Here is a 21,381-nt window from a genome sequence, read left to right as displayed (position 1 = left end):
CTAAAGATGCCAGAAACAAAGTATATGACAGTAGTTTTTGAGTATGAAGACGGTGCAGCGCTACCGTTAGAACTTACAGCAGCTTTCAAGGGTGAGCGTTCAGCTTACAAAGATACAACTATTACAGCTATTTCATTCGAAGATGAAATTAGTCGAGTCGAGCAGCTAGAAAATATGGATGTGAGCGAGCTAGAAAAAGCACCAGGCTGGGCAGGTGACGACGCTGTTTATGTAGATGGAGCACCCGTCATGATGGGTAGGCAACCTTCTGAAGAGCTTCAGAAGCTTTGGGCTAAAGCTCGATCCGTACCATCAAAATCTTAAAGGAAAGTAACATGCTTACATTGAGTACAATTAATGTTCTCTAGGGCCTATATTCAACAGAACAATGGCACGTATGGAGTAGAAGAATCTCTAGTCATTGCTGAGCTTGATAAAAGGAATATCCCTTATGAAGGTATTGGTAAAAAACAAATACTCAGGAGAAGCTTATCTCTAGATAAAGAGTCGTTGATTGTAGGTGACGTAGACGTTATGTACGGAGCTATGAAGCAGCTCGGTATAGTCATACCGAATGCTGAATCTTATCCTTCGTCTTTAGAATCGTTAATGTTTAGAATTGCTAAAATAGGCCGGATAATTGATTTAGAGTCACTTCTTCGCGACGGGAATTCTATTTTTTCAAAACCTGCGAGCACTCAAAAGAAATTTACAGGTAGAGTGTTTGAAACGGAGCAAGATTTATATTATCTAGGAGGCGTTTCTAGAAAACTGGATGTGTGGTTAGCTGGACTAGTTAATTTTGTAAGCGAATTCCGAGTTTACGTTGTCGAATCATCAATTAGAGCAATCGAGCACTACGAGGGTGATGTATCAACTGCACCTTCCATTGACGTGATCCAAAAGGCAATTGATTCATTAGATTCATCAGGGCAATCATACGCCGGTTACGCTATTGACTTTGGTGTATTGGATTCTGGCGAGACAGCATTGGTCGAAATGAATGATGGTTTTGCGATTGGAGCATACAATGACATTTCCAGCTCAGATTATACAGATATGATTTTTGCTAGATGGGCTCAATTGCTATCAACAATATAACGGAAACTAAAACTTTACAACGTGGGAACAAAAAGGTTGAACGAGCAGGTTTCACGGAATGTAGGAGGTTGGAAAGTGGCTCAATACGCACGGGTTAGCAAAACAATGCTACGAAAACTCAAATATATTGAACAGGGTATCGAATATTACTTTTATGGAGATCGCACTATAAAGGCTTTAATGGATAGAGGTCTGATATATATTGATGGTGATTCTGAGACTGACCCTGATGAAGGCCCCTTATTAAGATTAACTGATGTTGGGCGCAAAGCTCTTTCAAAATAGTGTGTTGAAATAGGACGGAAAATTGAAATGTTATTTAATTATATAGAAAAACAATGGAAAGCGGGAAATGTTCGAGCTGGTCTTCCAGCGGTAGGACACGGCGACACGATTTATCTTGAGGGTAAGGGATTGTTCGTTACTCTGGCGCTCTTGTTCTTGAGTGATTTTGAGAGAACAAAAATTTCTGCTTTAAGCAAAGCTGAAGCGATTGAAAAAGTACGACTAAATACATAGGAAAGTAAACAATGAATAGTGTCAACGGAACAAGTATTATTACAAATGGGCGTAATATCACCGTTTCCGGTGGCAGTGTAATCATTGATGGTCAATAGGTCACTCCGGATGCCAAGCAGATTATGATAATCTGTGGATGGAGATTGACTAGTATTATCCCGCAATAAGCAACGTAGAGTACACCTCTACGCCTATTACAGTCCTACTCTGTTAGTCCAATCATCAATTTCATACCTATCTAATTGGGGTACGGTAAAACAGCGAATTCCATCATTATGGATATTCTCATAGATGTCGTAACCTAATTCCAGCGACTGTCTAATGTCTATTTTATTGTAAGTCCCATTCACTGAAACACCTATTGAATAATCCGTGTTTACTAGTTTTCTGAAGGCGGGCATAGCGCTTGTCATGCATGAATAAAAATGATGGTTTGTTGGTGCCGCCCTGTAATCTGAGATGACAACTGGATCCACAGGGGTTGAACATTTATTTTCCAGAGCAACTATATGATTCCAGCTTGCAAAGTTATAAAACGAGGCTATAAGCTCCTGTGCATGACCAAGTGATACTTTAAGGTCGAGCGAGGAGAGCGCATTTTTCATTGCGTGCGCCTGGTTATTCAACGATGGGTAGGGGATGTAGTTACCGCGCGCATATGTTGGCTTGTCGTCAATGAGGCTTTGGTTTGTTGGGCAGCGGAAGTAATTCGAAAATATACTGTGGAGCTCAAGCTTAGATATACCCGTGGATCCTTTCCTTAAGATTTTAATGGCTTTGGCGAGTTCGCTATCATCAGCCTGGTCTTGGAAGTGTATTTTTGATATCAAAGCAACGTCTTTATTCGCTTCACGATAGTAGATACCATTCTCAGTGTGAACTTTGTCAAATTCGTATCTATCTTCCCTCTCAAACAGTTCTTCGACACGCAATATAGCCTTATCAAGAGAGCGTACACACTCAACGTCATCTTCAGGACAAACAATATGATTTTCACCAAAATATACAATGTGGTGCCAATCAGGAGGGCTTGTTTTACTTTGGATCATTCGAAGTACGTACCGAACACTTGGATCTTCAATATGATCCATGATGGCTTGACCGATTTTCGTTTTATATAAACGTGCATTCGTACAATCTAGAGGCGAAATGGGGGTAAGCCCGGGGTTCCAAATTTCATATGGAAAGGTCACACCAAGCGACGTTGCTTTGTCTACAACCCGAAGAATTCCACCAGTGTAAATGTTATTGAGGGACATACTGAACGCTCCTAATTCAAGCGGAACATAAGGTTAGCGCGTTAGCCGTTCCGGTTTGATTTAGAAACACTAAATTTGAAGTACATTCCCATCTTTACCATACCGAATATCGGAGCGCTTTAGCGGGCGTGAGAGACCTACACCCAATATAGTGACTAAGTGATCTAAAATAAACGGTGTTTTGGACTAGTCTGATGAGGATTTTAAGCTTCACGTGAAGTGAAGGGATGCTGTTTTAGATCTCATAATCTAGCAACGCATTAATATAGAGCATAAGAAAACACACACTCCCTAACCGTATTATTCATGATTTCCCATGCTAGGAATAATAATTCTATACTTTCCGCGTTTTGCCGGATGCCGCACGCTCTCTATCATCCGCATGCACATATTCTTTATCAGTCGTACTTAGCTTGCCATGCCCTAAGTCAGCCGATAAATCTTTAAGTGCTCTGCTATCCACATCCATCGACGCTCCTGTGTGACGAAGCCAGTGTGTAGAAGCGGCAAGCAGTACCTTCGCATCATCCTCAAATCCATCTTTAGCCATCTTCTCACTGGCTAAATCGAAAGCCTCCTGGGCCAGAATCGTAATCGCACGAGCTTGAAGCCCCGGGTTATGCTTTCGAATCGGCTGAAGTAGGGGGGTTGATTCACCAACTGCTGGCAAGCCATCCAGCCCTCGACTTAAGCGGTACCGCCTCAAATAATCAAGAAAATCTACGGGCACACTAACTTTTCGCTTTTTGTTTCCTTTCCCGAAGGCAGTGAACCACCAATCATCATTATCACGATAGAAATCACCCATTTTTGGAGTCCACTTGGACCGATACGACAGCTCGCTAACGCGCAAATACAAACTTTTCATTGCCGCAATAATGAATAACTGCCTTTCCCAAATCGAGTTTTCGTCAGCTTTTTCACGCGTTGACTCCAGCACATACTCCCACTGCAAAGCGGATAAACGCTTTACCGAATCATTTGTCACATCAACAATCAAGTGGGGCGATGATTTTTTAACGGCGGAAATAACATTACCGAAGGCATAATCCTCCTCAACCAAGTGGTTATACAGAACGCTAAGATTAGAAAAAACTTCTTTAAAGGACTTCTGAGCCAAACCGTAATCACTAATGTCTGGCCTGATATCTGTACCTGGTGAGGTTTTTAGCAACTCCTTTCTTTCTGCTTTACTGCGTTTAGCAACAAAAGGCCTCCAGTTCTTGGCAGGGATTTTATTGCCATTCGATAAAAGAAATCGGCGACAAACCTGAGAGCCAATCCAACTTTTTGGAGGGTTAGCAACAAAATCTATATAGGCTTCTATATCACGCTTTTTCATCAAGGCTATTGATTTGCCATGAACACTCCACGCCCAGAGTAAAAATCGTTCAGACTCACTCCTGAAAGCATTGAATGTCGCTTCCGACCGCCGGCACTTACTCCAAAGGAAATCTCTCACCTGACGGTAATCATCCGTGGCCGCGGGGACGCTCTCGGTCATCGTAACTACATATTCTTGGACAGCGGGAATGTCATCAGAGAATAGCTTGCTGCGCTCTAGGGCATAGAATTGTTTGTATGAGTCAAATAAAGGTATTGCTTCAAAGCGCGGAGGCATATGGCACCAAATATTTAAAAGTGAGTACCTCCAAATTATAGCACCTTATTACCAATAGTAGACACTATTGGTAATAAGGTGCTATTTCACCGAAATGTTGGAGGCCTGCCATTTGATATTTAACTAATCTTCAAACAGCATCATCGCCAAAAGCTCACTGGGTCCTGTCCCGCCCAAAACACATGAGGAACCGTCTGCATTTCACTCCCGCTTGGGCCTCTAGATATGCGGCTTACATATTCTGGGAAGATTGGGCCCACTATATCCAGATATTTTTCTCTATCAAAAACAAGTTCCTCTACAGGTTCTGAAGTCTGTTTAGACTGGAGTGTGACAAAACTATCCTCTCCATTTCCCTCGCTAGTATTCTTATAAACAAACGCATCAAAGCCGTTATCAATCGCCCAAAGGCGGACCCTTAATGTTAAGTCAACCCAAATCACCTCATGATACATTTCATCCTTACTGTAAGTATCAAGAGCAATTAAGCGCCGCTTCCTCTTGGATAGCTCAGACCTAAATATTTCATTTGATTTACCCAAACGTGACAACTCTTTGATTTTCTTTAGTGGTATTAGTCTATGAACGGTATCGGGGTAGATAATCCCGTCAAACGGAGAAAAATGGCCTTGAGCTCTTCCAGTTGTTTGCATGTTAAATTTTCATTGCCTTTAAATATCTCCATCCCACCACTCCCGATGGGATCATCGTCCCAACAATCTAAAAGCTTTAACGGTGCAGAAATCGAAACATCGTACTTCTTAATTGTGTAGACCTTAGCAAACTCACTAAACAGCGCTAACGATTTATCCAATGATTCAGTTCTCTTTGGTACGCCATAACAGTTGCATACAGTAAACGCCCCGTCGTCTCTATACATTCTAAGCTCCTGAGCAGAGAACATACTCTCTATACGTCTAGCAGCCGCTAGCTGAGATCCAAGGTGTTTTAAAACGGATCGAGAACTTACTTCAGAACCTTTATCAGCATTAAATAAAATCAAAATGTATTCCCCATAAGCGGTCGATGGCTGCCAATCTTTTCGAGGTAGATTCTCGGCCATATATTAATTGAATAAATGTGCCCATTTTACTCCCCGACTGGTGTTATCTCAAACATGAACCCTGAGTGTTGTTGGCACCATAGTTTGGCCGCTTTGGCCAATGTATGGTGTATTAGTACACTTAAGTTGGCCATATTCACATGCCACTTTTGTTGTTCAATAGTTCCTCCACACCTCCTGTAGTTTTTATGCAAAAGAAATAGCTAAAAACTACCGCCCTTGCGCGGCCAAAGAAGTAATGCGAAATTTGGCCAATGTATGGTGTCAAATCACGGCCAAACTATGGTGTCAGAACATGAGTCTCAGCTTCTCATTTGTCGTTTCATCAAATGGTATTTCACGCATCTTTTCACGGACCGATCTAGTTGTGCCCCCTACATGCATCACACTTACATGTTAACGAGAAAGTGTTGTTTTTCAATAGATATCAATTGACACTCTATCCATGTTATCTATTGAATGTAGATAATTAAAGGCACATACAGGGTACAAAGATGTCCATACAATCCGCAGAGACAATTAATATAGATAAATATTCAGATCGAGAATCTCTATCACTAGACGCCTGCAGACACATGAATTCTGATATAGAAGCTCTTATTTCAGCTACACGCGAAGGGACATCTATGATATTTTTCTACATCAAAGTGTCTACATCTACACCAATAAACACCCTACTTCCCATCAGCCACATCAAAGATTTTACTAAACATCTTCTAGAAGTATTGGAATCTATATCTTTAACACAGACGGGCCTTATTTTTAGTTGTGAGGCTGATGGATTTCTATTGGTGTTGCCGGCACATGATCGTGCAGTCGCTTCTAAGATACCTATACAAATAGCATCGAAGTTTTCCGCTCAATTTACGATTCATAATCGTTCGTTAACAGTAAAAACGAGCATAGGTGCCTCGATTTTACCTAAAGATTCTAGCTCCATTGAGGAGTTAATCAGGCTCGCAATGTTATCCGCTCATTCGGCAAAAGAATCTCAAAGATCTTTTAAGGCGTACTCCCCAGCCCTTGATGAGATATCAAAACGTCACAATCTGCTTTTATCTGGCATGTCCACAATATTAACGCAGCCGTTATCTTCTGAAGGGCAAAACATTCAAATGCATTTTCAGCCTAAATATTCTGTACGAACTGGTAGTATTGTTGGTTTTGAAGCGCTATGCCGGTGGAATCATGATGCGCTTGGAAATATCGCCCCAGGAGAATTTATTCCATTAGCTGAAAAAACAAAGCTAATCACTCAGCTTACTAGGGTAATACTCCGAAAAACCATGCTTGAGATATCGGAGAATTCGAAACTGAATATCAAGCTGCCAGTAGCGGTTAATATATCTGCTCTGGACCTAATGGATCCAACACTGTTACTCGATATTCGCGCATTGCTTTATGAATTCGACATACCTTCAAATCTACTTGAAATTGAAGTAACAGAAACCAGCATAATGAAGAATGCAAAAGTTGCAGCTCATCAGATTGAGAATTTTCGGAAATTAGGATTGAGCGTGGGGATTGATGATTTTGGCACCGGTAACTCTTCTTTAGCCTATCTTTCCAGCTTCCCAGTGAGCCATATAAAATTAGACCACCTATTAACAGGCAATATAAATCACAAGCGTACTGAAATAATTATCGAAGCCATAATAAATTTAGCTGCAAAATTGGGTATTGGGGTAATTGCCGAAGGCGTAGAGAATGTCGACACGTTACACAAGTTACAAGATCTTAGCTGCCCACTGGTTCAAGGCTACCTGCTAGGAAAACCGAAGCCGAGATCACTCGCACTATCTTCGATGCTCGAGGACTTTACTAGAGTTGCAGGCTACCTAAACCAATCCAAGCTACTTCGCTCTCAGTAATCCCTCTGCGCTTATAGCTGACGGGCTGTAAGAACAACTAATAGGAGTTACATTTGAGGCATCTCTCGGATCAGTTGCCCCACTCTCCTTTTTTACCGCAAGATCTTCAATTTGAGTAAAGATATTTGGATAATTTTGCTTAAGTACCTCTGGGGCTCTTTCGAGATCGTACACTCCTCCGTCAGCAATTTTAAAATATCCATAACGACGTCCATTAGCTCGCTCAATGACAACGTTCATTTTTCCCAGAGCATCGATCATAGCGTAGATACATCGCTTAGGAAGCCCAGTAGCTGCAATGATGTCGCTTTCCTTCGGTTTTGGGATACGGTTAATTGCAACTAAAAGCGCTAATTTTCTATTATCATCTCTTGCCGCCATTTGTGGTTTGCTCATAGATTCAACCTCTGTTGTCATATTTCCATACCTCTGGCTTATCTAAAGACTGAAGCGAGCCATTAAAAGCCCTCTTCAGCAGGAGTGTAGATTTTTTCTTCCTGTGAAGGTTTTTTCTACATTGAGAGACATTCTAGCCGCACGTTGGGAGGAGTCAACAGGGAATTTATGGTTTAGTTGATTTTAAACCTAACTAAATGTATTAGGTGCCAGTTTCTGACAATCAATACATTTTACTGAGGTGTTACCTTGAATGAGTACGTATATGTTGCTGAACAATCTTCCTATGAACCTCTTTTATTCCAACTTTTTCCTGTATCTCAAAATCCACCAATGTTTTAACTACCAGGTTCAGCACAGCCTCTAAATCATAGCTAGAGGCTCCAAATCCAAGCTCTTTAGCCTCTTCCGCAATGATACTAGCTGCCAGCGGCATCATTTCTTGATTGTCCTCTTCCTCATACTCTACCCCAAAAGGGCACGGTGATACCTCATCACCATACCGAAGCCAAGAAACCACTCTAGCAGGCAAAATATCTTCACCCGAGTCGATATGCTTCAAAAAGCATCGAACCACCTCGAATAATGAGGTCTCTTTCGGGGGTTTGTTCTTCGTGAGCCAGTCTGTCACTGCTGGACGACTGGCGCCTAATAGCTCTGCTGCAAAGCCTACTCTGCCATCATTGAGAGAAGGCGCATCGATATCGCTTAAATCAATCATCAAGTTAAAGCGACGTGAAAACCCAGCGTGAATCTCAGTGATTTCAACGGATGGGGAGGATTTAAACTCTTGCTTAAGCGCGTCCATGCGAACGACGTTGTTATTCATTTAATCACCCTAGTTTGGCCAGTTACATCTTCGGCGCCGATGATGACGTATGATCTGCATTTGTTTATGCAATCGTTATCCACGTAATCACCCTAATGTGCTACATTATAATATATTTTCTACGTGAGCTAACAATTTTCTACATCGGATGAACAAACTACTAATCCCTGCTGATGCATGGAGTATATAATTGTTTTTAAACGCACATTTATTGACTTATAAATCAAGTGGTTAGACAAATTGAAGATCAGCGGCATCTTCTCAGTGGTTTTGAGAAGATTTTTTCTACGCCATCTAGCTCGAATGCTAGTCTTGGCACTGCTTTGTATGTGTTCACCCCTTTCTTGGGCGGTAGACGTGTACTTTGCCATTCCGCACGATTTTAGCCCCAACGCCAACCAAGCAGCTAACTCTTTAAAGTCCCAGACGGAAAAAAAGCTCCTAAAAGGCATAGAATCTATTTCCAGCAAAGCCGCTGCCTCAATGTCTGGTGATTCAAATTTGCTTATCGCAATAGGGCCTGAAGCCCTCAGCGAAGTTCTTAGCGGCTCCGGTAACTCCCCGGTAATAGCAGTACTCGTATCTAAACGCTCTTTTGAGTCAATTATCACCGAAGCAAAGCCTACCAAGCGCTCAATTTCAGCAATCTACTCGGATCCCGATCCTGCCAAGCAAGTCGCACTCGCAAAAGCCATATTTGGACTTCAAGCTAAAGGGGTACTAGTTCAGTCGCCAGCGTCCGAACACTACCTCCAAGACTTTATAGCGGCAGCTGATGCGTATCATGTAAATTTAAAAATTGTAGACCTCAACAAGATAAACTCCACTGAAAACTTCATAGAACTTACACGCTCGAATCGCATTCTTTTTCTCATTAAAGACCCACACCTATTCGACGCTGTCCCTTTAGAAAAAGTACTGCTGTCTAGTTATGACATTAACCGCCAAGGAACCATTGGGTACAGTAGAGGCATCGTAAAGAACGGAGGTGCTGCCACAACCTATTCGTCACTCGCGGACATCGCAGAATCTATATACCAACAATCACGGAATGTTGACAGTAACAAATCTTTGGCAGCACCGGACTTTACTCAATCTTTCCAAGTCTCGCTTAACAAATACGTACTCCGCTCTCTTGACATAATTGGTCTTGATGAGGACGCGGCTCATCAAAAAGTGCGCGCGCTTATGAAGGAAAGGGCTCGCCCATGAAGACCCTAATTAAGCTACTAAGACAGCGTATATCCATCAAAGGAAGATTGCTTTTGATGTTTCTAGTTCCGGGAGTGATTTACTACCTCTTTTCAACGGCACTCTCTTTTTCGCATATGCAAGGGCTGTCCAAGGCGCGTGTTGGTGAGCTGCGGATTGTAGTTGAAAGTGCAATCGGGAAAACTTCGGCACAATTTTTAAACCGTGGACTCAAAGAAGATTTAGGCGAAGTACTCAAAACACTTGTTGACGAAACCGCTGTCGCAGGAATCGCTGTTTATGACGTTGACAGTACGCTATTCGCAAGCGCAGGGGATCTTGAACCAACTATACGTACGACCGTATTTGAGAGAGATATTTTTCATGCTGCGGTAGTCCCTGATTTCGACGAACTCGACTTTAACGAAGGAGTTGACAAAGGCCGCCCCGAATTTATAGGGAAACTAAAGGTCATAATCGATGTTGATAGTACTGAGGGAATCTCTTGGCAAGCAGCAATCGGCGACTCACTTCTACTTCTCATAACAATATTAATTTGCTCCCCGCTCTACTACGCTCTCTATCAGTCATTTAGCGGTCCTCTTGGGAAGATACTAGAAAACATTTTGGATTTCGAACGAGAAAACCTTGGCTGGATTAAGGAGGAGGATATTGGCTCAGATGAGTTCACTCGAGTTAAACAAGCTTTAAAACGGGTTGCCACCACGGTTATTGATCAAAGACGACAAATAAGCATGGCCAACACCACCCTTGAACATCGAGCCCAGGAGCTGGAAAAGCAGGTTCATATTGCCACAGAAGCGCGTGAAGAAGCCGATAAAGCAAACGCTCAAAAAGACATATTTGTTGCCAATGTTAGTCACGAAATGAGGCAGCCGCTGGTTGGCGTCGTTTCCGGTGTAGACCTAGTTGAGCAGTTTATTCTGACGGCGCAAACACGCTTAATGAAATTAAATAAGGGAGCCACACCAGAACAATATCAAGCATTGACAGAGATTCGCGCTGATTTAAAGGAGAGTATTAAAAGCCTTGATTTCTCCAAAAAATATTCCAAAGAGTTAACGGTGATGGTTGATGACTTGCTCGCATCCATCCAGGATATGTATCAAGAATTCCCTCTTAGAATCTCTGGATTTGTTCTTTACGACTGCATTGATGTACTCCTTAAGTCACACCATAACCATGTTACGGCGAAAGGCTTGCACTACTCTTATAAAATCAACGGAATAAACTCTGACTCCACACTGTACGTAAAAGGCGACTGGGTTAGGATTAGTCAAGTCGTCAATGCTCTGGTTGACAACGCTGTGCGATTTACAGAGAGTGGAAGAATATCAGTACTATGTGATATTACTACTACCGGCTCTGCCGCGAATATTTCAATTATCGTGAGAGACACCGGCGTTGGTATTAGTGAGCATGAACGAGATTCAATATTCAAACTCTTTCATATTGGTGAGGATCCGGTAAATAAGAAATACGCTGGCTTAGGTACGGGATTGACAATCGCTCAAAAAATATCAATTCGGCTAATGGGATCACTCAAACTTGAAGAAACGTCCTTAGGCGAAGGATCAGAATTTTCATTCAATATATCGCTCCCACTTACTTCAGCATCGGAAGTTGTATCCAAGGAGGAGATAGCCCAAGTAGAAAAACCACTCACGCTACTATATGTCGAAGATTCAGCTATAAACCGTTTGGTATTCCAGCAATACTGCCAGCTCTCTGGTATTGAGTTAATTTTAGCCAAAGATGGAAAAGAAGGCATAGAGAAATACAACTCACATCACTTTGATGCTTTAGTTGTAGATTGTTTTATGCCCACCATGAACGGGTTTGAATTTACCAAAACAATTAGAAAATGGGAGACTGATGGAGATAGCGGTCATATTCCTATATTTGCACTAACAGCCGAACCATCCACAAGAAACCGGGAGCGGTGCTTTGAAGCAGGGTTTGACGAGTTTCTTACAAAACCCTACACCAACGCGACATTCAAGTTTATCATCGACCGCATTGGCCGCATTCAAGCTAAAGCCTATCGTTCGTAACGAAGACCTCGGCTCCCAACATGACAAAATTCCAGATCAAACAGGTTTGCAAAAATAGAAACCTGGTGAACAAATTCATTTAAATAACTAACCTTGCTAAAAGTAAGGCTTTTTATTGGCGCTCCTTTTATTCCAAGCCATGCTTGAGAATATTTTCTTTCTCTCGATTGATCTATATAGAAAATCATTTCGATAACGGGCTTCCCGTCGAAATTAGCTAACCTATATGGCCTATAATTATTTACTCTAAGTCCTAAGTTCTTTTTCGCATACTTAACTAGATTCGAGTTTTGTAGTTCGTCCAGATCAATTGGTAAATAATTTGCAACCAGCTTATCAATCTCAGACTTTTGCGCAGCTTGTATTTCAATTACTTCATTATAAAACCCATTCATCTCACTAAAGGTAGCTCCTTTGCGCTTCAACCTAAGCATCCTAGCAAGCTCGGCGGCCATTAAGGTTTCAACCAACGTAGAGGCATCCACCCCCAAAGTGTCCGCAAAGATTTCAGCCACCCTAGCTTCATCATTCGATACTGGTAAAACGTAGGCTTCAGTTTCTTTTCTAAGATTTGAGTTTTCTTTAAGACTACCAATAACCTTAGCCTGGAAAGAGTTTGAATAGCACTTCTTGAATCTTCTATTCATCTCACTGTTCCGCTGGGTTAATAATAACTTCACTAGAGGAGTATCCAACGACTCTCATAGCCCCCACGTACCAGCTACCGTCCTCAGTTTGTGACGCTGAACTGTACAGCTTTGACTTAGGCTCAACCAATGGCTCTCCATTCTCCATGCCTCGAACATTGAACAAATCCGTGAACCGAGCATCTTGGATCAACTCACGATTGTAATTACTGTAAGGCTTGAAGCTTAATGCATCGACGTATTCATCCTCTCTATAGAAGTAGCCACTCTCGCCCACTCTAAGAATGTCTGCATTTTCTATATCATTGACTAAGCTTCCACTATTGACCGGGCTTAGATATACAGGCTTAACATTGGTCTCAGCCCACTGCAAAGTTGTCCCATCAATACTAATCGAAGGCTTATTATCTAGGCTATACGAATAAAGTTCATTCCCAGTAAATGGGTCTGTGATATTGATATTCCTCTCTAGACAACCCCAATTACCCAGAACAATGCTGTTCTTAGTAGTAATCTCGCCGAAGTTTGGGATTCGTAATCCTTGCGTGTAGCCAAAAATCGGTCGCAACGACAAATAGGAGGACATACCTAAAGTACCTATTATTCGTTGTTCCAGCGATTCAAATTCATCAGAAGGCAAAATATCAGGTAGGATCTTAAGTGTTTCAGCTAACGCGTGGTGTAGTAGGTTAGAAGCAAAATGCTCCTCGGACTGTACAAATGTATCAGCAAGCACCTTGAGTAGCTGCCTTGTCTCCCCCCCAAATTCCAACTCTAGCAGGCTGTCTTTTGTATCATTTTTACCGCCTAACTTCTCTCCGCTGGATTTGACCGATATCACAGCTCTATAAAGCTCGGTTGCTACATCTTTCATTTGGTGCGCACCCTTTGAATGTCTTTAAAACATAGTATGCCATTTCCCCCTATATTTCAGTTGCTTGACCGTATTTTTAGCCTATTATCAGCTCTAGATATTTCAAACTGACGTTATTTGTCACTCTTCTGTCATACAAATACGATTTCCGGCGCCACCCCCGTGGACACCCTCTCACCAAGGGTACCTTGGCCAAGCCCTGTAATATGATCAACAACACGCAGGCGATCAAGGTTGCCCCAGTCCGCGATCCTATAGTAACCATGCCTACGCCCATTAACGCGCACGATGGAAACTCTATGTTGATCAGCCAGCCTCTTGAAAATTGCATGCACTGTTCTTTCAGGCAAATGGCACTTCTCCACTATATGCTCAAGCGTGGGCTTTTCTGACATCTCTATGGCCGCTAGGACCAATTCGCAACGTAAAAAATGCCGCGCATTGACATCGGCAACCGTACAGCTTTTCTGATTATCGATCATAACTATCTCCATCCCAGTGGTTTACTTTAGAATCAAGATAACTATAAAGAAAAAACATCTATACCTGCTGTTGAACTGCATCATATATAAAGCAACATGCACTCCTCGCTAGAAATCTCCACTTTTTGCTCTTTTTTTATTGCATTAACCTCCCCTCAAAACCAATTATATATCTTGCCAAATAAATAGATGACACCATTGTGTCCAATAGAATCGGGTTTTGCTATGAACGATGACTCTGAAAACGATCTTGACCTAGACAGTTTCCTTCAGCGGAATATCTTCGGAGAGGATCCTCTTCCACACGAACGGCACCCCAAGAATTTTCTTAGCTATTTTGGTGAAGTTCTCGCTCGATACAGAAGGAGCTTGCCGAGGGATCAGCGCAGTACCAGCAACTTCGGCAAAACCGTTTTGTCGCAATACTTTGGACAGCCAGTAGATAGAAATAGAATCAGCCGAGCCGAAAGAGGAGACATAAGTGTAACTTTCGGTGTTTTTGCTGCCTATCTAAATGAGATGGGTGCTCTACCCGACATTATTAGAGTTCTTGATCGAGGTCACTCAGGAAGCTTGCGATATTTGTTTTTGGTCGAAGAAGAGCTAGCTCCGGACATTGAAAAGGCAATGGCAAAATCTGCTGAAAAATTACAGGCTCGATCTGAGCAGGAGAAGAATCGATGACTGGTCATGACAACCGAAAATTATTCATTCGTCTTTCTATGTGGGAAAACGACATTCAGGACTATCTGCCGGTTGGCACCCTTGTCTACGACAATGATCCTTCACAAAAAATTGGTTTTGTTGGATTTGTTTATGATCGCGGATATGTGAATGCCGGCTGGGCCGCGGTTGACCCTGCGCATCTTGATCCACAAATTGATCACGGTCGATTTCCTATCAAAGAAAGGGATGGGCGAGTTCATCATTATTTTGCAAGTTTCCTTCCTGGTGAGTTTGGCCAGCAACTACTAAGTGAAGTTGATAAACGATGGGAAACGCTCACTGAAGCTGAAAAACTTTATGTCATGACTTTTGCTCATGGAGATTTCGGTGCACCACAACTGAATCCTCAAAACTCTCAGCACAATGAGCCCATCAGAGATTTAGGAGAGCTAAGTCGCCTAGTAGAAGCGATCCGTGAATTTCAACGAGGAGAAAGGACAAGTATTATTACCCCACAACTTCAGGGAGCGCTGTGCTCATTCAGAGGCCCAAAACCTAAAGTGGACTATGAAGACGAAGTGGACGGCATAGCCCGCCGGTTTGTTGCCAAGCTGAATACAACGAGTTATTACAACGATGCACGAATTGGAGCTACCTTTACCTCAGTGGAGAAGGACGCCTCTATTAACACTTGTGAAAATAGAGTGGTCCCACTGGATTGCGGGGAAGAGGTTTTATTCTCATACAACTACGCTCGCACGGAACGATTCGAGAAGCTCGAAGAGGATTCCAATCCAAATCGAATTATCATGAAATACAATCGAATTTCATTTAAAACGCTCCTGGCTGACGACCCGAAACTAGGTAACGTTCAGCGGCCTAATTACGGTCACATCTGTTACGCAATTGATAAATTCAGTGCCGACCCAGTTACAGATAAAGAAGAGTTGTTTCGCCGGGCGATATTATCCGCAGCAACGAATCATACGAACAATGGACTTGAAAATATTGAAATGTACGACCAAGGAAACGGTAAGTGGAGGCTAAGCCCATCTTTTCATAATCTTCCTAATCCTTATGCCGATGTGCAATTCGAATGTGGTTTTGGCGATGGAGTCATGACGGGGAATCTACTTCGATTCGATGAAAAGTTTGTGGTGACTGTCGGTAAAACGATGGGGTTTGATGCACTTAAATCACTTGCGCTTTCATCGCCAGTCCTGGGCGCCTTGACCAATTTAGAAAGAACAATGTCTATACATAATTTAAGCGAGGATGACAAAAGTACTGTTAGGGAATCCGTCAAAATTAAGGAAGTTGCATCATTACACCAACGCATCAGTCAAAACGAGACTGTTCAACATGCCATATCGGATGGCCAAGCACTACCTACAGTTTCCTTTGATGATGGAATTGAGGCCCCTAACCACAAAGGTCCTAGACTAGGTTAACTTATGGTAATATCGACCTTTTTGGAGGAAAAACGATTTCTACATTACTGAATCATGGAATTGCGGAATTACCCAAAATATACGGGCTTTCAGAAAAAGATTTTCAAAGCATGGGATTTGGCCCTAAACAATCTCAAAATCTTGTAGCCGAACTGCAGCGCTCATTACGAGAGCCAATAGACGATTGGCGCTTTATAGCTAGCTTCGGTATACCACATTTAGGTCGAGGAGATAGTCGTAAGTTACTTAATAACTATGAGCTTTCAGAACTACCCAACCTGACGTCCTCCGATATTGAATCTCTTGATTCATTTGGACCACTAAAAAGCCCCAGAATAGCCACTGAGCTACGCGCAACCTGGCCACTAATTGAATCCATGATGAACCTAGGCTTTAAGCTCACGGGAGCTACAAGCACCTTAGAGGCAAGCCAGACATCTCCTATCAAAGGTTTGAATATCGTCTTTACTGGAAAAATGGTGACCGCCCGGAATACCCTTCAAGATGAAGCAATTAAGCTTGGCGCCACACCTCAATCCACAGTAACAAGCAAAACAGACATGCTGGTTATGGGTGATAATGTAGGATCGAAGAAAATTGCCGCGGCTGAGGGACATGGAACAAAGATACTTAGCGAGCAAGATTACCTAAAGCTAATTTCTGAGGACCTAAGTATTTCTGAACCTGAGCCAGAACCGCAGCCTGAGAGCACAAACGAAAACCAGCTAAACCTTTTCGCTTAGGGAGGGGAGCCAATGAAACCAACCTTCCTCCTAATCGACGCTTCCAGCTTTATTCACAGAGCATTCCATGCTGCACCAGCGCGTCAAACTGCTACTGGTGAGCATGTCGGAGCGCTCTATATTTCAATCAAAATGCTTAGGAACCTTGTGAACAGTGTAAGACCCCAGTATGTAACAACTGTTTTTGATCATCCTGGTATTACCTTCAGGCATCAGCTTTACCCAGAATATAAAGCCAATAGGGATCCGAAACCACCTGAATTGGTGTCTCAGATCGATCGCCTCCGCCTTGTATCTGGCGCCATGGGCTTGAATCCATTGATGATTAAAAATGTAGAGGCAGACGATGTTATAGCAACCCTCGCTGGAGATGAGGCTCAAGAGTCTGCCCAATGCCTGATAGCAACGCGAGATAAAGATCTAGCTGCCGTTGTTAGTAAGGATGTATCGTTAATCGATAAAGATGGTGGAATTACTGACGTAACATCTGTCAGTGAGAAATATGGGGTTCCTCCGCGCTTAATTACGGACTGGTTGACACTTAAGGGGGATGACTCTGACAATGTTCCCGGAATTCAAGGCTGCGGCGATAAAAAAGCAGCCGCCCTACTTAACAAGTTTGGCTCTTTAGATAAGATCATTGAATCTTCCAGAGAAATTAAAGGCGTGCTTGGGGAACGCATCCAAAACAATATAGATCAGCTAAACAAGATGAAGGCTATCATAGCTTTAAAATACGACGTTCCTATCATAACCGATCTGTCGTTCTATTCGCGAAGAAACCTTAATGCAGAAGCATTGATCGAGTGTTTTGACGAACTTGAATTTAGTGACATGAGCGCAAAGCTTTCAAGTTATTTGGTAAATAGACAATCTAATTCTACCGCCAACATTAATACTGGTTAGCTTCCTCCAAATTAACTTCAGATTCGTTTTCAAATCCCATACGCCGAGTAAGCATTTATTCGGCAATCCATCCTTTAGCTTCGCACCTGCTAGGTAGTGGTTCCATCTTGATCGCCTCCAATCGTTTAAGCTCGGCTTGAAGCACAGCGATATTATTGCGTTTAATCTCAGCTAACCGGCCATTCTTCCGCAAATTTTCTATAGCTTTTTGCTGTGACCGTATGTGATATTTGATAGATTCAATATCGCCATGGGAATGACGTATCAGAAAATCCGCACTACCAATCGTTTCTATCATCACATTTACCTAGTTGCTTTCTTTAAGCTCAGCTATGGATAGCTCGGCAGCACCAGCTACTGAAAGTTCGTTTTGAGAGTACTCGTTATCTATTTCGCCATCGAGACCAGATACCCATTCTGAATATTCATCACGAGCGACATCTTTGCTTATTGATGCAGAGACGAAAACCTGCTCCCAGACTGAATAATATTGATCTACGTGCATCGTAATTTACCTATACTTTTAAACCTAACAGCGTTCTCCAATCGAACAATGTTTTTCAGTAGGCATGCTACTGTAAATAACACCACCAAAAAATCCGAGGTTAGCTGCGATAGATAGTGCTAATACTGATTTCTTTATGTACGATTTAGTCACTTGAGAAGCATAATTTTGAACAAGAGGAATAGCTATTATAATCATTGCGAAAGCTAGAGCTGGGGCCTCCTGCCATGGGTATTCTTTTTGATATATTAGCCCAACACAAAACATTCCAAGCACATAAGCAAGCAAAGTTATTGGAATATCTTTCAGTTGATAATTCATAGTAATATTATTACTCATTTATTTTTATCATCCATTCATTGGCACGGAGTTTCTGTTAAGCCAAGCTGGTTAACTGTCGTATTCCACTCTGAATCTGTTAGGTCGAATGCATCTGCGTCAATGTCATCAGGATTGTCAGAATTAACAAGAGTAAAAGTGATGCAGTCACCATGATTAATATACTCAGTCACAATGTAATAGCTACCTTCCTCATCCCGATACAGACCGTTTTCCTTAAGGGTGACAGCGCTTGGCTTTGTCTTACCACAATCAGCACAAATCCAACTATCGAGTGTTTCAGTAATAAACGCGCTTTGACATGCCGGGCAGCGCTTAGGGGTTTCAGTTATATCAGTCATTTAAGATCCGCTTAGTTTGTTTGCACAAATATTGTAAGTCAAAATATTATCGGCCGACATGTCTCCACGAATGAGAAGCATGTATTTATCCGCACACTTTCTACAACACATATTTTTGACTTTATGATTGGTATAATGCCTCCCGAAATCTATAGAATATAGTTTCTATATCAGGAGTATTTTTACCGCCTCTAATGTTCGCTCTATTTCCCGATCATTCTCTGCGCTATTTTCGGCGATCATCCTGGGTATGTTATGTAAGGAATCCGCTAGCTCCTCAATAAGCTTAAGGTTCTCCGGATTCCTGGCCATTGAACGTATCCTTACCATCGCATGAGACATGATGTTTAGCACTTCTTTCTTCTGCCTACATAAAACAATATCTTCCTTCATGCTGACCTCGACAATCTATTTGAGAAACTATGCGACGGAGAGGCATCAGCTAACAACATGCGTCTATTGGGTGGAAGACTCACTACTTTTTGAAGCACTATACCAAACCAAAACTTCGCTACTTTTCTTCACTCACACTTCCACTAAAGGACGCTTCAACAACAGCAGCTTCCGGCTTTCTAACTTGAGGCATTTCACCAATCGTTATATTCAATCCAGTTAAATCAAAACCAGTAAAAACCGGATAGCCTTCAAGCGCCTCGACAACCACTGCAGGGACATCGCCCCCCACAACAGCAAAAGGTTCCGACACGTAATAATCAACGTGCACATCCCAGTTAACGCTATTCCAGCCTTCTTCCTTAGCTATACGCTCAATATTTTCTTTTAATGACCCTTTCTTAATAAGTACAGTAATTTCACCATCTAAGCTCTTTCTATCTAACTGAGAATAGAATACTTCTCGATCCTGCATTAAAACCGTCATCTCTTCCGGATCTAGAATTAACGCACCGTTCGGGGCAACATGTTTTATACGAACAACACTTCCATTCGATTCCAAAATATTCAGCTGCTCTTCGGACATCAACAGTTCACCGTTTTCGTCATAATAGAACACCTGGCCATCTATTCGTTCGGCTTTGCTTGTTACCACATCAAAAAAAGAGCAAGCACTAAGCGCCAGTAAAGAAGCTGCCAATGTCATGGATTTAGCTATGTCACTAATAATGTTCATCATTGATACCTTTCACGTTTAAATTAAGAATTGTCAAAAAGACCGGTTTTCGCTTTGCTTCTTTTATACATTTGGGCAGACTGTATTTCACGATTTATTCGCACTTTTCGGCACTTTTATTCCGTTCGTGCTGCCGAACTGCATGTTTAAAACAGATGAGGATTACCATGAAATACAAATTGCGTTTTTCTACACTTTCACTAATTTTTGGGATGGCATTCAGTCAATTTTCATACTCGACTGACAACAACGAAAATTGGGATGCGTACTTAAATACACTCGACCCATATGCGAACGAATCCGACAAGCTTAAGCCGCAAAAATCAAAATCAAAAAAGAAGAAGCCCAACCACGTTATAAAACCACGAGATCTACCTCCTAACGCAACCCCTCAGCAAATTTCTGATTACAACCAGCGAATGCAAAAGTATCTACGAGCAAATCAATATGAAGAAGTAGAGGGACTGTTTGAGACCGTAGAAAGTATGGGTTATACCCAAGAGATACAACAACCTGAAAAATCTGATTTCACCATTAATAGGTCCGAGACAAAGATAAAGGGATATTCCGAAAAGGAGACTAATTTTAACTGGGGCGGAAAACAATCTGGTTATCAATACAAAGATTTTGAGTTTATATTCGAATCTACGAACCACAGTCACGTAGAGAAGATGTCGGAAATAGTCACAAAACTCTCTACATCTGGTTGGGAGGTTGACCTAAATCGGTCTTTCCAAACTATAGATGGAAATGGAGACTCAGCTACGGCATACACTACCACTCATATGCGATTCCGTAAGAGCAAATAGACTATTTTAACGCAAATTGATATTCCGTGGAGATTGGCGCTTCGCGCGCTGAACGATAGCTATATTTCTACCACCTTTAACATCGAGAATCGCTAAATATGCGTACGGCAAAAATCCTTAATGTGTCTAACCAAGAGCCATGCGACGACCCGGACTCTTTTTTTACAGGACCACAATGCACCGTTGTGAAGCTCGAAGCGGTTAACTGCTCCCTCGAGGAGTTTATGGAGTGGTTCCTTCTGTCGGATAGAGGTGATCCTTTCTGCCATACGGAGGGAGGTATGGTAGATATAGGTGGCTCAATGATTGACCTGCGAAAAGGGTCATGTATAACCGTCACCTTTGATGAGTGGTTCCCCCAGTACTTAAATCTATTAGTTGCCAGAGCAAAGTCCGATATTGATAGGTTGACCCAAAAAGCTCTAGATTCCCTTGATCTGCCAAAGACTTACAATGATTAACTTGTACACATCTTGTACTTATTAGTGATTGGTAAAATCGTTTAAAATTAACCAGGGAAAATGCTCACTTTAAGTTTTTATGGTATTATTCGTACCAACCCTA

At 42.1% G+C, this 21,381-nt stretch carries 28 protein-coding genes; 13 read left to right on the top strand and 15 right to left on the bottom strand.

The window, feature by feature from the left end; all coding sequences use genetic code 11:
* The first annotated feature begins 6 nt into the window (after nt 1-6).
* The 4 genes from H5647_RS21215 to H5647_RS21200 all read left to right on the top strand — a co-directional run bounded on the left by H5647_RS21215 (nt 7) and on the right by H5647_RS21200 (nt 1,620).
* A complete protein-coding gene (locus H5647_RS21215; RefSeq protein WP_045861695.1) occupies nt 7-324 on the top strand; it encodes a hypothetical protein in 318 nt (105 codons plus the stop codon).
* A 33-nt stretch (nt 325-357) separates the two neighbouring features.
* On the top strand, nt 358-1,101 hold the full coding sequence (locus H5647_RS21210) for an ATP-grasp domain-containing protein (protein WP_045861694.1): 744 nt from the start codon (nt 358-360) through the stop codon (nt 1,099-1,101).
* 75 nt (nt 1,102-1,176) lie between these two features.
* Nucleotides 1,177-1,386, top strand: a complete 210-nt coding sequence (locus H5647_RS21205) for a hypothetical protein (protein ID WP_045861693.1) — start codon at nt 1,177-1,179, stop codon at nt 1,384-1,386.
* A 27-nt stretch (nt 1,387-1,413) separates the two neighbouring features.
* Entirely contained in the window at nt 1,414-1,620 is a 207-nt protein-coding gene (locus tag H5647_RS21200; protein WP_045861692.1) for a hypothetical protein, read from the top strand.
* 194 nt (nt 1,621-1,814) lie between these two features.
* Here H5647_RS21200 and H5647_RS21195 read toward each other — a convergent pair whose 3' ends face one another.
* From H5647_RS21195 to H5647_RS21180, 4 genes are all read right to left on the bottom strand, one after another.
* A complete protein-coding gene (locus H5647_RS21195; RefSeq protein WP_045861691.1) occupies nt 1,815-2,879 on the bottom strand; it encodes a hypothetical protein in 1,065 nt (354 codons plus the stop codon).
* A gap of 334 nt (nt 2,880-3,213) precedes the next feature.
* Nucleotides 3,214-4,500, bottom strand: coding sequence for a site-specific integrase (locus tag H5647_RS21190; RefSeq protein WP_052692297.1), 1,287 nt, complete (start codon nt 4,498-4,500; stop codon nt 3,214-3,216).
* A 140-nt stretch (nt 4,501-4,640) separates the two neighbouring features.
* Nucleotides 4,641-5,042 carry a hypothetical protein gene (locus H5647_RS21185; RefSeq protein ID WP_045861690.1) on the bottom strand — a complete coding sequence of 134 codons (402 nt, stop codon included), beginning with the start codon at nt 5,040-5,042 and terminating at the stop codon, nt 4,641-4,643.
* A 32-nt stretch (nt 5,043-5,074) separates the two neighbouring features.
* Entirely contained in the window at nt 5,075-5,503 is a 429-nt protein-coding gene (locus H5647_RS21180) for a DEAD/DEAH box helicase family protein (protein ID WP_162926466.1), read from the bottom strand.
* Nucleotides 5,504-6,057: 554 nt separating this feature from the next.
* Here H5647_RS21180 and H5647_RS21175 point away from each other — a divergent pair.
* Nucleotides 6,058-7,434, top strand: coding sequence for a putative bifunctional diguanylate cyclase/phosphodiesterase (locus tag H5647_RS21175; protein ID WP_082087213.1), 1,377 nt, complete (start codon nt 6,058-6,060; stop codon nt 7,432-7,434).
* On the opposite strand, the gene H5647_RS21170 is transcribed toward H5647_RS21175, so the two are convergent.
* Both H5647_RS21170 and H5647_RS21165 read right to left on the bottom strand, forming a co-directional pair.
* On the bottom strand, nt 7,417-7,851 hold the full coding sequence (locus H5647_RS21170) for a winged helix-turn-helix domain-containing protein (protein ID WP_045861687.1): 435 nt from the start codon (nt 7,849-7,851) through the stop codon (nt 7,417-7,419). The two genes, H5647_RS21175 and H5647_RS21170, sit on opposite strands and share 18 nt — an antisense overlap.
* Before the next feature lie 223 nt (nt 7,852-8,074).
* Nucleotides 8,075-8,659: a hypothetical protein gene (locus tag H5647_RS21165; RefSeq protein WP_045861686.1), complete on the bottom strand. Its 585-nt coding sequence runs from the start codon at nt 8,657-8,659 to the stop codon at nt 8,075-8,077.
* Between the two features lie 327 nt (nt 8,660-8,986).
* Here H5647_RS21165 and H5647_RS21160 point away from each other — a divergent pair, with 327 nt between their 5' ends.
* Together H5647_RS21160 and H5647_RS21155 are read left to right on the top strand one after the other, a co-directional pair.
* On the top strand, nt 8,987-9,871 hold the full coding sequence (locus H5647_RS21160; RefSeq protein ID WP_045861685.1) for a hypothetical protein: 885 nt from the start codon (nt 8,987-8,989) through the stop codon (nt 9,869-9,871).
* A complete protein-coding gene (locus H5647_RS21155) occupies nt 9,868-11,925 on the top strand; it encodes a response regulator (RefSeq protein WP_082087212.1) in 2,058 nt (685 codons plus the stop codon). The genes H5647_RS21160 and H5647_RS21155 overlap by 4 nt, the downstream gene beginning before the upstream one ends.
* Here H5647_RS21155 and H5647_RS21150 read toward each other — a convergent pair.
* From H5647_RS21150 to H5647_RS21140, 3 genes are all read right to left on the bottom strand, one after another.
* A complete protein-coding gene (locus H5647_RS21150) occupies nt 11,913-12,572 on the bottom strand; it encodes a hypothetical protein (protein WP_045861683.1) in 660 nt (219 codons plus the stop codon). The genes H5647_RS21155 and H5647_RS21150 overlap by 13 nt on opposite strands.
* Before the next feature lies 1 nt (nt 12,573).
* Nucleotides 12,574-13,413 (bottom strand): hypothetical protein, encoded by an 840-nt coding sequence (locus H5647_RS21145; RefSeq protein ID WP_162926465.1) that lies wholly within the window; start codon nt 13,411-13,413, stop codon nt 12,574-12,576.
* Between the two features lie 164 nt (nt 13,414-13,577).
* On the bottom strand, nt 13,578-13,928 hold the full coding sequence (locus H5647_RS21140; RefSeq protein ID WP_045861681.1) for a helix-turn-helix domain-containing protein: 351 nt from the start codon (nt 13,926-13,928) through the stop codon (nt 13,578-13,580).
* A gap of 189 nt (nt 13,929-14,117) precedes the next feature.
* On the opposite strand from H5647_RS21140, the gene H5647_RS21135 reads away from it, so the two are divergent.
* The 4 genes from H5647_RS21135 to H5647_RS21120 all read left to right on the top strand — a co-directional run bounded on the left by H5647_RS21135 (nt 14,118) and on the right by H5647_RS21120 (nt 17,694).
* The gene (locus tag H5647_RS21135; protein ID WP_200911685.1) at nt 14,118-14,612 is read left to right on the top strand and encodes a hypothetical protein; all 495 of its coding nucleotides are present in this window, start codon (nt 14,118-14,120) and stop codon (nt 14,610-14,612) included.
* Complete coding sequence (locus H5647_RS21130) at nt 14,609-16,045, top strand: HipA domain-containing protein (RefSeq protein ID WP_045861679.1); 1,437 nt, start codon at nt 14,609-14,611, stop codon at nt 16,043-16,045. Before H5647_RS21135 ends, H5647_RS21130 begins: the two co-directional genes overlap by 4 nt.
* 110 nt (nt 16,046-16,155) lie before the next feature.
* A complete protein-coding gene (locus tag H5647_RS21125) occupies nt 16,156-16,788 on the top strand; it encodes a BRCT domain-containing protein (RefSeq protein ID WP_052692296.1) in 633 nt (210 codons plus the stop codon).
* Between the two features lie 12 nt (nt 16,789-16,800).
* Complete coding sequence (locus tag H5647_RS21120; RefSeq protein ID WP_045861678.1) at nt 16,801-17,694, top strand: 5'-3' exonuclease; 894 nt, start codon at nt 16,801-16,803, stop codon at nt 17,692-17,694.
* A 55-nt stretch (nt 17,695-17,749) separates the two neighbouring features.
* Here the strand turns inward: H5647_RS21120 and H5647_RS21115 are convergent, their stop codons facing one another.
* The 6 genes from H5647_RS21115 to H5647_RS21090 all read right to left on the bottom strand — a co-directional run bounded on the left by H5647_RS21115 (nt 17,750) and on the right by H5647_RS21090 (nt 19,978).
* Nucleotides 17,750-17,992, bottom strand: coding sequence for a hypothetical protein (locus H5647_RS21115; protein ID WP_045861677.1), 243 nt, complete (start codon nt 17,990-17,992; stop codon nt 17,750-17,752).
* A 9-nt stretch (nt 17,993-18,001) separates the two neighbouring features.
* Nucleotides 18,002-18,199, bottom strand: coding sequence for a hypothetical protein (locus H5647_RS21110; RefSeq protein ID WP_045861676.1), 198 nt, complete (start codon nt 18,197-18,199; stop codon nt 18,002-18,004).
* Nucleotides 18,200-18,223: 24 nt separating this feature from the next.
* Nucleotides 18,224-18,538 carry a hypothetical protein gene (locus tag H5647_RS21105; RefSeq protein ID WP_045861675.1) on the bottom strand — a complete coding sequence of 105 codons (315 nt, stop codon included), beginning with the start codon at nt 18,536-18,538 and terminating at the stop codon, nt 18,224-18,226.
* Nucleotides 18,539-18,555: 17 nt separating this feature from the next.
* Nucleotides 18,556-18,879, bottom strand: coding sequence for a hypothetical protein (locus tag H5647_RS21100; protein ID WP_045861674.1), 324 nt, complete (start codon nt 18,877-18,879; stop codon nt 18,556-18,558).
* A 165-nt stretch (nt 18,880-19,044) separates the two neighbouring features.
* Nucleotides 19,045-19,272 (bottom strand): hypothetical protein, encoded by a 228-nt coding sequence (locus H5647_RS21095; RefSeq protein ID WP_045861673.1) that lies wholly within the window; start codon nt 19,270-19,272, stop codon nt 19,045-19,047.
* Between the two features lie 118 nt (nt 19,273-19,390).
* Nucleotides 19,391-19,978 (bottom strand): hypothetical protein, encoded by a 588-nt coding sequence (locus tag H5647_RS21090; RefSeq protein WP_200911684.1) that lies wholly within the window; start codon nt 19,976-19,978, stop codon nt 19,391-19,393.
* A 197-nt stretch (nt 19,979-20,175) separates the two neighbouring features.
* On the opposite strand from H5647_RS21090, the gene H5647_RS21085 reads away from it, so the two are divergent.
* A complete protein-coding gene (locus tag H5647_RS21085) occupies nt 20,176-20,817 on the top strand; it encodes a hypothetical protein (protein ID WP_045861671.1) in 642 nt (213 codons plus the stop codon).
* Between the two features lie 224 nt (nt 20,818-21,041).
* Nucleotides 21,042-21,278 (top strand): hypothetical protein, encoded by a 237-nt coding sequence (locus tag H5647_RS21080; protein WP_162926464.1) that lies wholly within the window; start codon nt 21,042-21,044, stop codon nt 21,276-21,278.
* Nucleotides 21,279-21,381 lie beyond the last annotated feature (103 nt).

It is taken from the genome of Teredinibacter purpureus (genome assembly GCF_014217335.1).
Lineage (GTDB): Bacteria > Pseudomonadota > Gammaproteobacteria > Pseudomonadales > Cellvibrionaceae > Teredinibacter > Teredinibacter purpureus.
The sequence above is the reverse complement of the archived record's forward strand: the minus strand, read 5'-3'. Positions and strand labels throughout refer to the sequence as shown.